General features: G+C 65.1%; 14 protein-coding genes. 4 read left to right on the top strand and 10 right to left on the bottom strand.

What is annotated here, in order from left to right; all coding sequences use genetic code 11:
• Positions 1–47: 47 nt before the first annotated feature.
• The 3 genes from leuB to CVM52_RS12570 all read right to left on the bottom strand — a co-directional run bounded on the left by leuB (position 48) and on the right by CVM52_RS12570 (position 2866).
• Entirely contained in the window at positions 48–1154 is a 1107-nt protein-coding gene (gene leuB / locus CVM52_RS12580; protein WP_100162844.1) for a 3-isopropylmalate dehydrogenase, read from the bottom strand.
• Positions 1155–1234: 80 nt separating this feature from the next.
• Complete coding sequence (locus tag CVM52_RS12575; protein WP_100162843.1) at positions 1235–1957, bottom strand: FkbM family methyltransferase; 723 nt, start codon at positions 1955–1957, stop codon at positions 1235–1237.
• A 12-nt stretch (positions 1958–1969) separates the two neighbouring features.
• Positions 1970–2866 (bottom strand): LysR family transcriptional regulator, encoded by an 897-nt coding sequence (locus tag CVM52_RS12570; RefSeq protein WP_100162842.1) that lies wholly within the window; start codon positions 2864–2866, stop codon positions 1970–1972.
• Positions 2867–2960: 94 nt separating this feature from the next.
• Between CVM52_RS12570 and CVM52_RS12565 the strand changes: the two genes are divergently transcribed.
• Positions 2961–3869 carry a Rossmann-fold NAD(P)-binding domain-containing protein gene (locus tag CVM52_RS12565; RefSeq protein ID WP_100162847.1) on the top strand — a complete coding sequence of 303 codons (909 nt, stop codon included), beginning with the start codon at positions 2961–2963 and terminating at the stop codon, positions 3867–3869.
• Here the strand turns inward: CVM52_RS12565 and CVM52_RS12560 are convergent.
• From CVM52_RS12560 to leuC, 5 genes are all read right to left on the bottom strand, one after another.
• A complete protein-coding gene (locus tag CVM52_RS12560; protein ID WP_100162841.1) occupies positions 3819–4907 on the bottom strand; it encodes an endonuclease/exonuclease/phosphatase family protein in 1089 nt (362 codons plus the stop codon). The two genes, CVM52_RS12565 and CVM52_RS12560, sit on opposite strands and share 51 nt — an antisense overlap.
• Complete coding sequence (locus CVM52_RS12555) at positions 4904–5737, bottom strand: hypothetical protein (RefSeq protein ID WP_100162840.1); 834 nt, start codon at positions 5735–5737, stop codon at positions 4904–4906. Before CVM52_RS12555 ends, CVM52_RS12560 begins: the two co-directional genes overlap by 4 nt.
• 327 nt (positions 5738–6064) lie before the next feature.
• On the bottom strand, positions 6065–6670 hold the full coding sequence (gene leuD, locus CVM52_RS12550; protein ID WP_100162839.1) for a 3-isopropylmalate dehydratase small subunit: 606 nt from the start codon (positions 6668–6670) through the stop codon (positions 6065–6067).
• A gap of 20 nt (positions 6671–6690) precedes the next feature.
• Positions 6691–7122, bottom strand: a complete 432-nt coding sequence (locus tag CVM52_RS12545; RefSeq protein WP_100162838.1) for a DUF1801 domain-containing protein — start codon at positions 7120–7122, stop codon at positions 6691–6693.
• A complete protein-coding gene (gene leuC, locus CVM52_RS12540; RefSeq protein ID WP_100162837.1) occupies positions 7122–8525 on the bottom strand; it encodes a 3-isopropylmalate dehydratase large subunit in 1404 nt (467 codons plus the stop codon). Before leuC ends, CVM52_RS12545 begins: the two co-directional genes overlap by 1 nt.
• Before the next feature lie 267 nt (positions 8526–8792).
• Between leuC and CVM52_RS12530 the strand changes: the two genes are divergently transcribed.
• The 3 genes from CVM52_RS12530 (at position 8793) to rlmH (ending at position 11209) form a co-directional block, all read left to right on the top strand.
• The gene (locus CVM52_RS12530; RefSeq protein WP_100162835.1) at positions 8793–10145 is read left to right on the top strand and encodes a mechanosensitive ion channel family protein; all 1353 of its coding nucleotides are present in this window, start codon (positions 8793–8795) and stop codon (positions 10143–10145) included.
• Between the two features lie 199 nt (positions 10146–10344).
• A complete protein-coding gene (gene rsfS, locus CVM52_RS12525; protein ID WP_100162834.1) occupies positions 10345–10701 on the top strand; it encodes a ribosome silencing factor in 357 nt (118 codons plus the stop codon).
• Between the two features lie 37 nt (positions 10702–10738).
• The gene (gene rlmH, locus CVM52_RS12520; protein WP_100162833.1) at positions 10739–11209 is read left to right on the top strand and encodes a 23S rRNA (pseudouridine(1915)-N(3))-methyltransferase RlmH; all 471 of its coding nucleotides are present in this window, start codon (positions 10739–10741) and stop codon (positions 11207–11209) included.
• 67 nt (positions 11210–11276) lie between these two features.
• Here rlmH and CVM52_RS12515 read toward each other — a convergent pair whose 3' ends face one another.
• Together CVM52_RS12515 and CVM52_RS12510 are read right to left on the bottom strand one after the other, a co-directional pair.
• A complete protein-coding gene (locus CVM52_RS12515) occupies positions 11277–11630 on the bottom strand; it encodes a hypothetical protein (RefSeq protein WP_100162832.1) in 354 nt (117 codons plus the stop codon).
• A gap of 9 nt (positions 11631–11639) precedes the next feature.
• Positions 11640–12389: a DUF599 domain-containing protein gene (locus CVM52_RS12510; RefSeq protein ID WP_100162831.1), complete on the bottom strand. Its 750-nt coding sequence runs from the start codon at positions 12387–12389 to the stop codon at positions 11640–11642.
• Between the last annotated feature and the right edge of the window lie 13 nt (positions 12390–12402).

The following is a 12402-nucleotide window of genomic DNA, read 5'->3' as shown; positions in this document are numbered from 1 at the left end:
AAACGGCGCGGATAGCGGCGGGCGGCGCTGACGCCGCCCGGCCGCGTTTACAGGCCGGCGTCCAGCGCGGCGAGGATGGCGTCGCCCATTTCGCTGGTCGAAACCGGCGTCACGCCCTCTTCGCCCAGCAGGTCGGCGGTGCGCACGCCGTCCGCCAGCACCTTTTCAACCGCCTTTTCCAGCCGGTCCGCCTCGTCGCCGGCGTCGAAGGAATAGCGCAGCGCCATGGCAAAGCTGAGAACGCAGGCGATCGGGTTGGCCTTGTTCTGTCCGGCGATATCGGGGGCCGAGCCGTGCACCGGCTCGTACAGCGCCTTGGGGCGGCCATTGGCCATCGGCGCGCCCAGGCTGGCCGAGGGCAGCATGCCCAGCGACCCGGTCAGCATCGCGGCGAGATCGGACAGCAGATCGCCGAACAGGTTGTCGGTGACGATCACGTCGAACTGCTTGGGCCAGCGGGTCAGCTGCATGGCGCCAGCATCGGCATACATATGGCTGAGTTCCACATCCGGGTATTCGGCATCGTGGATTTCTTGTACCACGTCGCGCCACAGGATGCCGGATTCCATCACGTTGGCCTTCTCCATCGAGCAGACCTTGTTGCCACGCTTGCGCGCCATTTCAAAGGCCGAGCGCGCCACGCGGGCGATCTCGCTTTCGGTATAGCGCTGGGTGTTGATGCCGACGCGCTCGTTGCCTTCTTTGACGATACCGCGCGGTTCGCCGAAATAGACGCCCGAGGTCAGCTCGCGGATGATCATGATGTCGAGGCCGGCAACCACGTCTTTTTTCAGCGACGAGAAATCGGCCAGGGCGTCGAAACACTGGGCCGGGCGCAGGTTGGCGTAAAGGTCCATTTCCTTGCGCAGGCGCAGCAACCCGCGTTCGGGTTTGACGCTGAAATCCAGCTTGTCGTATTTCGGCCCGCCCACAGCACCCAGCAGCACCGCGTCGACCTCTTGCGCCTTGGCCATGGTGTCATCGTGCAGCGGCGTGCCGTGCTTGTCATAGGCGCAGCCGCCGACCAGATCTTCGCTCACGTCAAACCGCATCCCGCGCTTGTCGCCGTACCAGTCGATGATGCGGCGGACCTGCGCCATGACCTCGGGGCCGATGCCGTCGCCGGGCAGGATCAGAAGGGAAGGATTGGACATGCGGGGGCTCCTTGGAAAATCTCGTCCGAGGGCCTAGCGCGGCGCGCGGGAAGGGTCAATGAGGCGCGGGGAACGTCGCGTCAGCCGCGGTCACCGTCGAACGGGAGGAAGAAGGCGTTGCGCTCCATCACCCCGGCGCAGAGATAGCGGCAGGCCGGAAAGCTGTCGCGCAGCCTGGTTTCGTAATCGCGTCGGACCCAGCGCTTGGCGGCTTCCAGGATGATCACCGGCGAGTCGGCCTCGATGATCCGCCGCGCCCCCTGAAGCGCCGGCCATTCATGCCCCTCGATATCCAGGTGCAGCACCGAAACGCGCCTGTCCGCGCCGATCAGATCGTCCAGCCGCGCCACCGGGACATCGACGGTTTCGCCCTTGACCGCGGTGGTGGCGATCTTGGCGCGCGCGGCCATCGGCGTTCCCGCGCTGCTGGACAGCTGCAAGGGCAGGTGACCGGCGGCCTCGCCCACCGCGACGGGGTGCAGCCGAACATTGTGCAGCCGGTTCGCGGCGATGGTCTTGCGGCAGGCCAGCAGGCTCAGCGGGTTGGGCTCGAAGGAATGCAGCAGCGCGCCGCCCGCCAGGGCACCGGACAGGGCCGGCAGGAAATCTCCGACGAAGGCGCCGCCGGTCACCACGTCGCCGTGGCCGGCCAGCCGCTGGATCAGGCGGATGGTCTTGGGTTCATAGACCTCGCCGGCCAGCAGCGCGTCGGGCACTTCGCGGCCCAGATAATCCTGCGGCACAAAATAGAAGCCGTATTCGTTCACGGCGGTGGCGAATGCGATATCCTCGTCTTTTGCCATCCGTCGCGCGCCTTACAGTTGCGTTTTCTGCAGCCCGTCGGCCAGCAGGTCCCAGACCCGGCGGATGCGCGGGGTCTGCCGCATCGCCTGATGCGCGGCAAGCCAGATCTCAAGCGGCGGGATCGCCGAGTCAAGCGCCAGTTCCTCTACCAGCGGATCGGCGCGGCCCACCGCGCGCTGCGAAAACCCGATGCCGCAGCCGGCGCGCACCAGTTCCCAATAGGCCGACTGGTTGTCGCAGCGTACCGCGAAATCCTCGTGGTCGATCTGCCAGCCCTGCGCGCGCATCCCGCGCAGGATCAGGTCGGTGGTTTCGAAACCGACCAGGTCATGCTCCAGCAGCTGCTGCGGCGTCTGCGGCCGGCCGGCCCGGTCGAGATAGCTGTGGGCGGCGAAAATTCCCAGTTCAACGCTGGTCACGTGGCGGGTGACGATGTCCATCTGCGTCGGCCGCGCCATGCGCACCGCGATATCCGCCTCGCGGAACAGCAGGTTTTCCAGCCGGTCCGACGGGTCCAGCACCAGATGGATGCTGGGTTCGGCGCGGCGGATCTGGGCCAGGATCGGCGGCAGCAGGTAATGCGAGGCGAACACGCTGGCGGTGATGCGGACGGTGCCGGCCAGCGCCTGGCTCTGCCCGGCGGCGGCCAGCGCGATGGCGTTCATCGCCGCATGCATCTGCCGTGCCATTGGCAACAAGGCCGCGCCGATTTCGCTCAGCTTCAGACCCCGCGCGTGGCGCTGGAACAGCTGCGCGCCCAGGCTGTCCTCCAGCGCCTGCACCTGCCGGCCCAGCGTCGGCTGGCTGCGTCCCAGATTGCGCGCGGCGGCGGAAAGCGAGCCGGCATCGGCGACGGCAAGGAAAGACTGGATCAGCGACCAGTCGGTCTGGGCCAGGGGGTTATCCATTCAGAACTGAATAGCATATCAGCATTTTCAGGCAATATGATGTTCAGCAGAGAATGGTTAATTGTCGGGCACCAGCAAATGCCCGGAGACCGCAATGACCCAGACTGTTCTGATCCTTGGTGCCAGTGGCCGCTTTGGCCGCCACGCCGCCACCGCTTTTGACGCCGCCGGTTGGGTGGTGCGCCGGTTTGACCGCCGCACCGGTGACCTCGCCGCCGCCGCGCGCGGGGCGCAGGTGATCGTCAACGCCTGGAACCCACCCTATCCCGATTGGGCCAGGCAGGTGCCCGTCCTGACGCAACAGGTGATCGGTGCCGCAAGACAGTCGGGGGCCACGGTGATGATCCCCGGTAATGTCTATATGTTCGGCGAACAGACCCCGCCGCCCTGGGGCGCGGGCACGCCCCATGCCGCGCGCAACCCGATGGGCCGCATCCGCATCGAGATGGAGGCGGCCTATGCCAGCGCGGGGCTGCGCACCATCGTGTTGAGAGCCGGAGATTTCATCGATACCCAAGCTTCGGGCAACTGGTTCGACCTGGTGCTGACCAAGCGCCTGGCAAAAGGCGTGTTCAGCTATCCCGGCGATCCCGCCATTCCGCATGCCTGGGCCTATCTGCCCGATATGGCGCGCGCCGCGGTGCAGCTGGTCGGGATGCGCGCGGATCTGCCGGCCTTCGCCGATATTCCGTTCCCCGGCTATACCCTGACTGGGCACGAGATGGCGGCGGCGCTGGGGCGGGTGACACGCGGCGAGGTGCAATTGCGGCGCATGTCGATGCTGCCGCTGCGGCTGGCAGCGCCGGTCTGGCCGCTGGGACGGCGGCTGTTGGAGATGAGCTATCTCTGGCGCCGGCCGCATTGGCTGGACGGCACCCGCTTTGACGATCTGCTGCCGGAGTTTCGCGCCACGCCGGTTGAAACCGCGCTGGCCTCGGCGCTTCCGGCCGGTTTAGTCAAACCGCAGGTCTACCCAGACCAGGCGGTGGCGGCTGGCGGTTAGCGCCGCCTCGTGCCCCTCTGCGCCGGGGGCGGGCCAGACCATGCCTGACGCCGCAACGGTCCAGTCGGCCGAGGGCAGCACGTAGTCCACCCGCAGCCGCCCCGGCCCGTCCCAGTCGACCGTGTCGGCGGCATCGGGGCCGGCATGGCCCTGATCGGCGGCCATTGCGGCGCCGGCACTGCGCGGCATCGGGTCTTGCAGGCGCGGATCGGCCAGCAGGGCGCGGATTGCCTCTTGCTGCCCGTCGCTGTCGAACGGGTCGAGATTGGCATCACCGGCGATCACGAAACGCTGTGTCGGGGCGGGGCCGAAGGCCCCGTCGAGATAGAGCTGCCAGAACCGGATTTCGTCATGGTTGCGCCTGCCGTTGCGGTCCTCGGGCCCGTCGAAGACCGGCGGCGTGGCGTGGAAGGTCAGCAGCACCAGACGCCCGCCATCGGGCAGCGCGATGGGCACCGCCCAATGCGCGGTGGTCGACAGCCGCAGCGCCGCCTGTGCCTCGGCCGAGGGAAACGGCGTGCCGTCTGGCCGCACCGGCAGCAGCGCGTCGGGCAGGTCGCGCCAGAGAAGACCGGAGAAATCCTGCACCTCCTCGGTCAGGATCGGATAGCGCGACAGCACTGCCAGCCCGCCCTGCCCGGTGAAGGAGCCAAAGCCCTGGGCATCCTCCGGCTCGCCCAGGCGGCCGTCGCCATCGAGGTCGAGACCGGTCGTCATGCCGGTATTCGGCCGCGCGGCAAAGCGGTGGGGATAATCGGCGCCGGCGGCTTGCAGGACCTCGGCCAGAGCGTTCAGCGTCAGGCCGTCATAATCCCAGTCGATCCCCTGCAGCGCCAGGATATCGGGTGCCGCCCGCGCGATCACCTCGGTCACGGCGGCAATCTGCGGATCGTCGCCGCGCCCGATGTCGCGCAACAGCAGGCCCGGACCGTCGCGTTGCAGCTCGGCATTGAAACTCGCCACGCGCAGGGTGTCGGCGGCAGACAGGCAGGGGATCAGGCAGGCAAGCAGCAGGGCGGCGAGGCGCGCCGGGCTCATGCGGTTTGCATCGCCTCGGCATTGGCATAGACGCGGCGGCGCTTTTCCTCGATCAGCTCGGCGATGCGAGCCATTGCGACGCCGCGCATCACCATGCTGGCCGGCAGGAAGGCCCAGGCGCTGACGGTCCAGATCAGTGTTTGCGGATCGGTCAGCGCGATCGGGTTCACGAAATCCGAGGCCAGCTTGATCACCGCCGGGATGACAAAGGGCAGCAGGAAGCCGACAACGATATTGATCCGCCCATCGCGCTGGAGCCGGTGCACCACGTCACCGCCGGTGGTCGGATCGAACAGCGGCAGGTTGACCCAGACGTTGAATGCGCCGCTGCTGGTGGGCCAGCCCAGAACCCGCACCGCGAACAGGAAGGACAGCACCGTGAACAGGGCGATGACATAGGACACGCCCGCCGCGATCCGCACGCTGCTGACGGTATAGCTCATCACTTCCGAGGGCAGCGCCAACACCATCAGCCGCACCGGCGAAAACGGGAAATCGGTGCAATAGCCGATCAACCCGCCCAGCCCGGCAAACAGCCCGGTCAGGGTGGTGGGTTCGAAACTGTGCTTGGCGATGATCGTCAGCATGAAGAACATCAGGAACAGCGCGATAAACCGCATCCGGTTCAGCGGCGGCGCATCGCGAAATTCGATGAAGCTGGGAAATTCGGTGTTGTATTCGGCAAAGGTGATTGCACCCGCCAAGATGGCGAGCAGCGCGACCATTTCGGTCGCGTCCGAGGTAAATCCCGGCAGCAACAGCGACGGTGTGGCCACCAGAAGGGCCACCAAAATTCCGCGCAGTGCAGCGCCTGTCATGCGTGCGAACACTGTCCGATCCCTTCAAACTGGACAGGCCCGATGCATTGCCGCGCCCTTTCCAACTTGATTTCACCCGATATGGGCGATGTGCCTCAATTTGGCCGTATTCCTGCCGCATTCCGCAACACCGCTCAAGCCGTGGACCGAGGTGACATCAGCTTTCGGGCAAAAACATGAAGAAACTGGTGCCTCTTTGCATCAACAATAATGCAACCTATGCGAGTTCTGAATTCTGACTACCACATATTGTAGAAAAACAGTTTCCCCCAACCGGAAACAATGACAAGGCCGGACCACATGGCCCGGCCTTGTCGGCAGAATTGATTGGCTATTTGCTCAGACCCAGGGGCGTTCCTGCGCCGTCTTCGCCTCGTAGGTGTCAATTGAGGCAACTTTGGACAGGGTCTGACCGATATCGTCCAGCCCTTCCAACAGGCAGTGCTTCTTGAACGAGTCGACCTCGAAGGGAATCACCTCGCCGTCCGAAGTGGTCACCGTCTGCGCCTCGAGATCGATGGTCATGCGCGCGTTCGATCCCTTTTCGGCATCCTTCATCAGCACGTCGACCGCCTCTTGCGGCAGCGCGATCGGCAGGATGCCGTTCTTGAAGCAGTTGTTGTAGAAGATATCGGCAAAGCTGGGCGCGATGACACAGCGGATGCCGAAATCCTTGATCGCCCAGGGTGCGTGTTCGCGCGACGAGCCGCAGCCGAAATTGTCGCCGGCCACCAGGATCTCGGCTTCGCGATATTGCGGCTTGTTCAGCACGAAATCGGCAATCTCGTTGCCGTCGCGGTCATAGCGCATCTCGTCAAACAGGTTCACCCCAAGCCCCGAGCGCTTGATGGTTTTCAGGAACTGTTTGGGGATGATCATGTCGGTGTCGACATTGACCTGCGGCATGGGCGCCGCGATTCCGGTGAGTTTGGTGAATTTGTCCATTTTTCTAACTCCGATTGGCGTCAGCGACGCGACGCCTCGATAAATTCCTCGACGGTGACCGCGCTCAGCGCCTGGGCGATGCTGTCCGGGTCGATCTGGTCCTTGTGCCTGATCCGCAGGCAGGATTTCCCCATGTCCAGTTTCCGGCCGCTGGCGGTGTAGGCGGCTTCGAAAGCCGCCTTGCGGTCGGCCTTGCAGTACAGCCCGCACAGATACAGCCCGACGTGGTGTTTCTGGGCCCCGATCGCGGCGAACATCAGCGGTTTGCCATTATAGGTCTTGCCGCTTTTCTCCAGCGGGATGTCATAGCTGATCATCCCCCAGTTCATGGTTTCGTCCCAGCCTTGCGGCAGATGCGCATGCACGAGGTGGCGCAGCGAGGCAACGATATCGCGCTGTTCGGCAGAGAGCTCTGCCAGATAGTCGTCGATATGCGTTGCCTCTGACCGCATCACATCATTTCGCGCACATCCGTCAGGTGCCCGGTGACCGCCGCGGCGGCCGCCATGGCGGGCGATACCAGGTGCGTGCGGCCGCGATAGCCCTGCCGCCCCTCGAAGTTGCGGTTCGAGGTCGAGGCACAGCGTTCGCCCGGCGCCAATTGGTCCGGGTTCATCGCCAGGCACATGGAACAGCCGGCCAGGCGCCATTCAAACCCGGCCTCCTGGAAGATCTGGGCCAGCCCCTCTTCCTCGGCCTGGGCCCGGACCAGGCCCGAACCGGGCACCACCATGGCGCGCAGTCCGTCCTTGATCTTCTTGCCCTTCAGCACGGCGGCAGCAGCGCGCAGATCCTCGATCCGCCCGTTGGTGCAGGAGCCGATAAAGACGGTGTCGATCTCGATCTCCGACAGTTTCTGGCCCGGCGTCAGCCCCATATATTCGATCGACCGGCGGGCCGCGTCGACCTTGCCGCCCTTGAAATCCTCGGGCGCGGGAACCACCCCGGTGATCGGCAGCACGTCTTCGGGCGAGGTGCCCCAGGTCACCACCGGCGCGATGTCTTCGCCCTTCAGGGTGATCACCTTGTCCCAGTGCGCGTCCTCGTCCGAGAACAGCGTCTTCCACCAGGCCAGCGCGGCCTCCCATTGCGCGCCCTTGGGGGCATGCGGGCGGCCTTTGACATAGTCGAAGGTGGTTTGGTCCGGGGCGATCAGACCGGCGCGGGCGCCGCCTTCGATCGCCATGTTGCAGACGGTCATGCGGCCTTCCATCGACAGGTCGCGGATCGCCTCGCCGCAATATTCGATCACATAGCCGGTGCCGCCGGCGGTGCCAGTGGCGCCGATCACCGACAGGGTGATGTCCTTGGCGGTCACACCCGGGCGCAGCTTGCCGGTGATCTCGACCTTCATGTTCTTGGATTTCTTCTGGATCAGCGTCTGGGTGGCCAGCACGTGTTCCACTTCCGAGGTGCCGATGCCATGCGCCAGCGCGCCAAAGGCACCGTGGGTGGCGGTGTGGCTGTCGCCACAGACCACCGTCATGCCCGGCAGGGTCCAGCCCTGTTCCGGCCCGACGATATGCACGATGCCCTGGCGGATATCGTTCACCGGGTAATAGTGGATACCGAAATCCTTGGCGTTCTTGTCCAGCGCGTCGACCTGGATGCGGCTTTCCTCGTTTTCGATGCCGGCTTCGCGATCCAGTGTGGTGGGTACGTTATGGTCGGGCACGGCAATGGTGCGCTGCGGCGCGTGTACCTTGCGGCCGGCCATGCGCAGGCCTTCGAAGGCCTGGGGGCTGGTCACCTCGTGTACGAGGTGGCGGTCGATATAAAGCAGGCAGGTGCCGTCCTCGGCCTCGTGGGCCACATGGGCATCCCAGATCTTGTCGTAAAGCGTTTTGGGGGACATAGGTCCTCTCCCCATAGAGTTGGAAACTGGGTTGAAACTTGCAAACGCCCTTTATAGGCGCGCAAGAACCGTCCTGGCTGCACCGAAAAACCGTTCGCGCAGACGCGCGCGGTCTTGCATGTCGCAATTGAGTGCCAATGGGTGAGTCATGGGCCACCAGATACATCTGTGACGGCCTCTGATCAAGCGTCGAAACCGTCGGGCCTCGGCCATCCGGCTTGCCGTGGGCGGTGCGACAGTGCATCCTGATCCCAAAAAGGGAGGGAGATGGAGCCACAATCCTCGTTCACGTCGCTGGCCGAAACGGCCGAATGGCTTTGGGCCGAGGGGCTGCGTTGGTTCTATCTGCTGGTGACGCCGGGCTGGCGGCAATATCAGCTTTTCATCATTTTGGGCCTGATCGTCCTGGCGTGGCTGCTCAGGGCGCTGGCGGCGCCGCGGCTGCAGGAGTGGGCGCGCGCACGCGAAGGCTGGCCGAAATGGCGGCTGCGCCTGTTGGTGCAGGTGCGCAAGCGGCTGGCGCTGATCTTTTTCACCCTGCTCAGCGGCGCGGTCTATGTGGTGATGCAACAGGTGACCTGGCCCTCGCGCAGCTATCTGATCGGGGTGGCTGCGACGCTGGCGATGGTCTGGCTGATCATCGGCTTTGTCACCCGGGCGGTGCGCAACCGGCTGCTGCGCCAGATCCTGACCTGGGGCTTGTGGATCTATGCCACCCTTTTCGCGCTGAACGCCACCGACGATGTCGCCCGCATCCTGGACGGCGTGACGCTGGGCATCGGCGATCTGAGCCTGTCGCTGCTGACCCTGCTGAAGGCGCTGGTGCTGATCGTGGTGATGATGGCGGTGGCCCGGCTGGCCACCCGCAGCGCCGGCAGCGCGCTGACCCGTAACGAAGACCTGTCGCCGTCGATGCGGGTGCTGGCGGTGAAATCGGTGCAGGTGGTGATCTACGGCATCGTCGGCATCGTCGGCATCCGCGCGCTGGGCTTCGACCTGACCGGGCTGGCGCTGCTGTCCGGGGCGATCGGCGTCGGCATCGGCTTTGGCTTGCAGAAAGTGATCTCGAACCTGGTGTCGGGGATCATCATCCTGCTGGACAAGTCGATCAAGCCGGGCGACGTGATCTCGCTGGGCGACACCTTCGGCTGGATCGACAGCCTGGGCGCGCGCTATGTCTCGGTGGTGACGCGGGACGGCAAGGAATACCTGATCCCGAACGAGGACCTGATCACCAGCCAGGTGGTGAACTGGTCGCATACCAACAAGTTCGTCCGGCTGGATATCTTCTTTGGCACCTCCTATGGCGACAACCCGCATGAGGTGCGCAAAATCGCCGTGGCGGCGGCGGAGAGCGTCGACCGGGTGCTGACCCATCCCAACCGGCCTGTCTGTCATATGACCGGCTTTGGCGACAGCAGCGTCGATTATATCCTGCGGTTCTGGATCAGCGATCCGACCGGCGGACTGACCAATATCAGGGGCCAGGTCTATCTGGCGCTGTGGGACGCCTTTGCCGAAAACGGTGTCACTTTCCCCTTCCCGCAGCGCGAGGTGCGGGTGCTGGAAGGGTCGGTTCTGGAGACCCGCAGACCCGGCGCGCCACCCGAAGAGGGCTGACCAGCCCGCGCGGCCCGCCCGGCGTTTCATCAAATATGCTTCACATCGGGGTGGATTTTCAGCGTTTCATTGAAATGTTACCCGCCGGTTGCTAAATTTAGAACATCCCTGGCGCCGGGGGCGAGCGGCGCGCAGCAAGGAGGAGGCTCTCCTGACAAGATTTGCAGAAGCGGTTTTAACCGCTGACGACCGGGGCGCCATGCTTGCGTCCCCATCCGAGCCGAGCAGCGAGGAGTTGCTGGCCCGTATCCTGACCTCCCTCGACGATGACAAGGCCGAAGATGTCGTGCAGATCGACCTGCGCGGCAAGACTGCCATTGGCGATTACATGGTGATTGCCTCGGGTCGGTCGACGCGGCAGGTGTCGTCGATGGCGGACAAGCTGGTGGAGCGGCTGAAACAGGATTTCGGCCGGCTTTCGCGTGTCGAAGGCAAGGATGCCGGCGACTGGGTGCTGATCGATACCGGCGATGTGATCGTCCATATCTTCCGCCCCGACGTGCGCGAGTTCTACCAGCTCGAAAAGATGTGGCAGCCGGCGGCGCCGGCGAACTGATCCACCAACGGGTCTCGCGGCCGGATATAAAAAGCTGATGCGCATACATATCTGCGCCGTGGGCCGGCTGCGTGCCGGGCCCGAGGCAGAATTGATCGATGACTACCTCTCTCGCTTCGACCGCACCGGGCGCGCCCTGGGCTTGGGGCCCGCGGCGGTCAGCGAGGTTGACGACCGCAAGGGGGGTGGTATGGCGGCCGAGGCGGCGCTGCTGCGCCGCGCGGTGCCGAAAGGTGCGGTGATCTGCGCGCTGGACGAGCGCGGCCGCACCCTGACATCTCCAAAATTTGCCGAGCGGCTGGCCGGCTGGCGCGATGCCGGGCGCAGCGACGTGGCCTTTGTCATCGGCGGCGCCGATGGAATCGCCCCGGACCTGCGGGACGAGGCCGATTTCCTGCTGTCCTTCGGCCAGATGGTCTGGCCGCATATGCTGGCCCGGGTGATGCTGACCGAACAGCTGTATCGCGCGGCAACCATATTGGCCGGCGGCCCCTATCATCGGGCCTGAACCGGCGGCGCAGCTGTTGCCCCGGCGCTTGGGCGTCTTCTAAAATTTTACCGACAAGAAGGCAGGCTCAGTCGAGCGGAACAGTGGTGTAGCGGCCGCTCCATCCGTCGGTGAGGCAGCGCGCTTCGATCCTCACCTCGGTGATGCCGGGCGGGATGTGGACATTGCCGAGCGCGCGGGTGAACGGCTGTTCGTCGACATGCGGATGGGCCAGCACGCGCAGGCCCAGCTGGGTGCCGTCGGGCGCCAGCACGCGCCAGGCATCGGCATAATGGTCCCAACCGCTGTCGGGGTGGGACAGGGTAACTTCGAACCGCCAGCTGTCGCCGCTGCGGCTGGCCGTCGCAGCGGTGATCACCGGCGCATCGGCCAGCGCGACGGAGGCGAAAAGGCAAAGCAAAACGGGCAGGGCGCATCGCATGGCGCCAACCTAGCCCCGGCGCGCGCGGGCGGTGATCACATCTGCGTGGGACGCCGTGGTGCCCGGCGGGCAGCGCAGCAGCGCGGCGCGCGACTGCGAGGCAAATTCGCGGCGCCACAGCACCGCGACGGTGGCCAGCGTTGCCAGGATCAACGGCACGGGGCCGAGGATCCAGGCCGCGGCGGAGAGGGCGAAATAGATGGCGCGCATGGCGCGGTTAAAGCTGCGGGCGGCGGAAATATTGATCTCGGCCGCCTGTTCGGCGCGAATATAGGCCAGCGGTTCTTGTGGCGAATTGGGCACCGCCGCCATCAGCACCGAGCAATAGCCAAACAGCCGGTGCGCCCAGACGAATTTCAGGAAGGCATTGGACAGGAACAACAGGATCACCAGCAGCTTGATCTCCCAGACCTGCGCCGGGGTATCGGCCAGCGCAAGATCGGCGACCAGGCTTTCCAGCGGTTCGGTATTGCCGATCAGTGCCAGTCCGCCACCGATTGCGATCATCGAGGCCGAGGCAAAAAACGCGGTGCCCTGGCGCAGGTTGCCCAGAAGCTGCGCATCGAAGATGCGCGGATTGCGGTCGACCATCTGGGTCATCCAGTCGCGCCGGAACCCTTCCATCAGCAGCGCCACCGAGACCCGCCGGGCCGAGGGGTGTTCGATGCGCCAGCCGATGCCGAGCCAAAGCAGCAACAGCAGCGCCAGTGCGGCGTAATCGAGGGGCGTGAAAATGCCGAGGCGGGAAATCAGGGTCATGTGCTATTCTAGG

Source organism: Pseudooceanicola lipolyticus, from assembly GCF_002786325.1.
Classification (GTDB): Bacteria; Pseudomonadota; Alphaproteobacteria; order Rhodobacterales; family Rhodobacteraceae; genus Pseudooceanicola_C; species Pseudooceanicola_C lipolyticus.
This window is presented reverse-complemented; position numbering and strand designations above follow the sequence as displayed.

Coding starts and splice junctions, on each gene's coding strand:
- rsfS (WP_100162834.1), top strand. CDS start 10,345: ATGCTTGCGTCCCCATCCGAGCCGAGCAGCGAGGAGTTGCTGGCCCGT.
- CVM52_RS12565 (WP_100162847.1), top strand. CDS start 2,961: ATGACCCAGACTGTTCTGATCCTTGGTGCCAGTGGCCGCTTTGGCCGC.
- rlmH (WP_100162833.1), top strand. CDS start 10,739: ATGCGCATACATATCTGCGCCGTGGGCCGGCTGCGTGCCGGGCCCGAG.
- CVM52_RS12570 (WP_100162842.1), bottom strand. CDS start 2,866: ATGGATAACCCCCTGGCCCAGACCGACTGGTCGCTGATCCAGTCTTTC.
- leuD (WP_100162839.1), bottom strand. CDS start 6,670: ATGGACAAATTCACCAAACTCACCGGAATCGCGGCGCCCATGCCGCAG.
- leuC (WP_100162837.1), bottom strand. CDS start 8,525: ATGTCCCCCAAAACGCTTTACGACAAGATCTGGGATGCCCATGTGGCC.
- CVM52_RS12560 (WP_100162841.1), bottom strand. CDS start 4,907: ATGAGCCCGGCGCGCCTCGCCGCCCTGCTGCTTGCCTGCCTGATCCCC.
- CVM52_RS12510 (WP_100162831.1), bottom strand. CDS start 12,389: ATGACCCTGATTTCCCGCCTCGGCATTTTCACGCCCCTCGATTACGCC.
- leuB (WP_100162844.1), bottom strand. CDS start 1,154: ATGTCCAATCCTTCCCTTCTGATCCTGCCCGGCGACGGCATCGGCCCC.
- CVM52_RS12545 (WP_100162838.1), bottom strand. CDS start 7,122: ATGCGGTCAGAGGCAACGCATATCGACGACTATCTGGCAGAGCTCTCT.
- CVM52_RS12530 (WP_100162835.1), top strand. CDS start 8,793: ATGGAGCCACAATCCTCGTTCACGTCGCTGGCCGAAACGGCCGAATGG.
- CVM52_RS12515 (WP_100162832.1), bottom strand. CDS start 11,630: ATGCGATGCGCCCTGCCCGTTTTGCTTTGCCTTTTCGCCTCCGTCGCG.
- CVM52_RS12575 (WP_100162843.1), bottom strand. CDS start 1,957: ATGGCAAAAGACGAGGATATCGCATTCGCCACCGCCGTGAACGAATAC.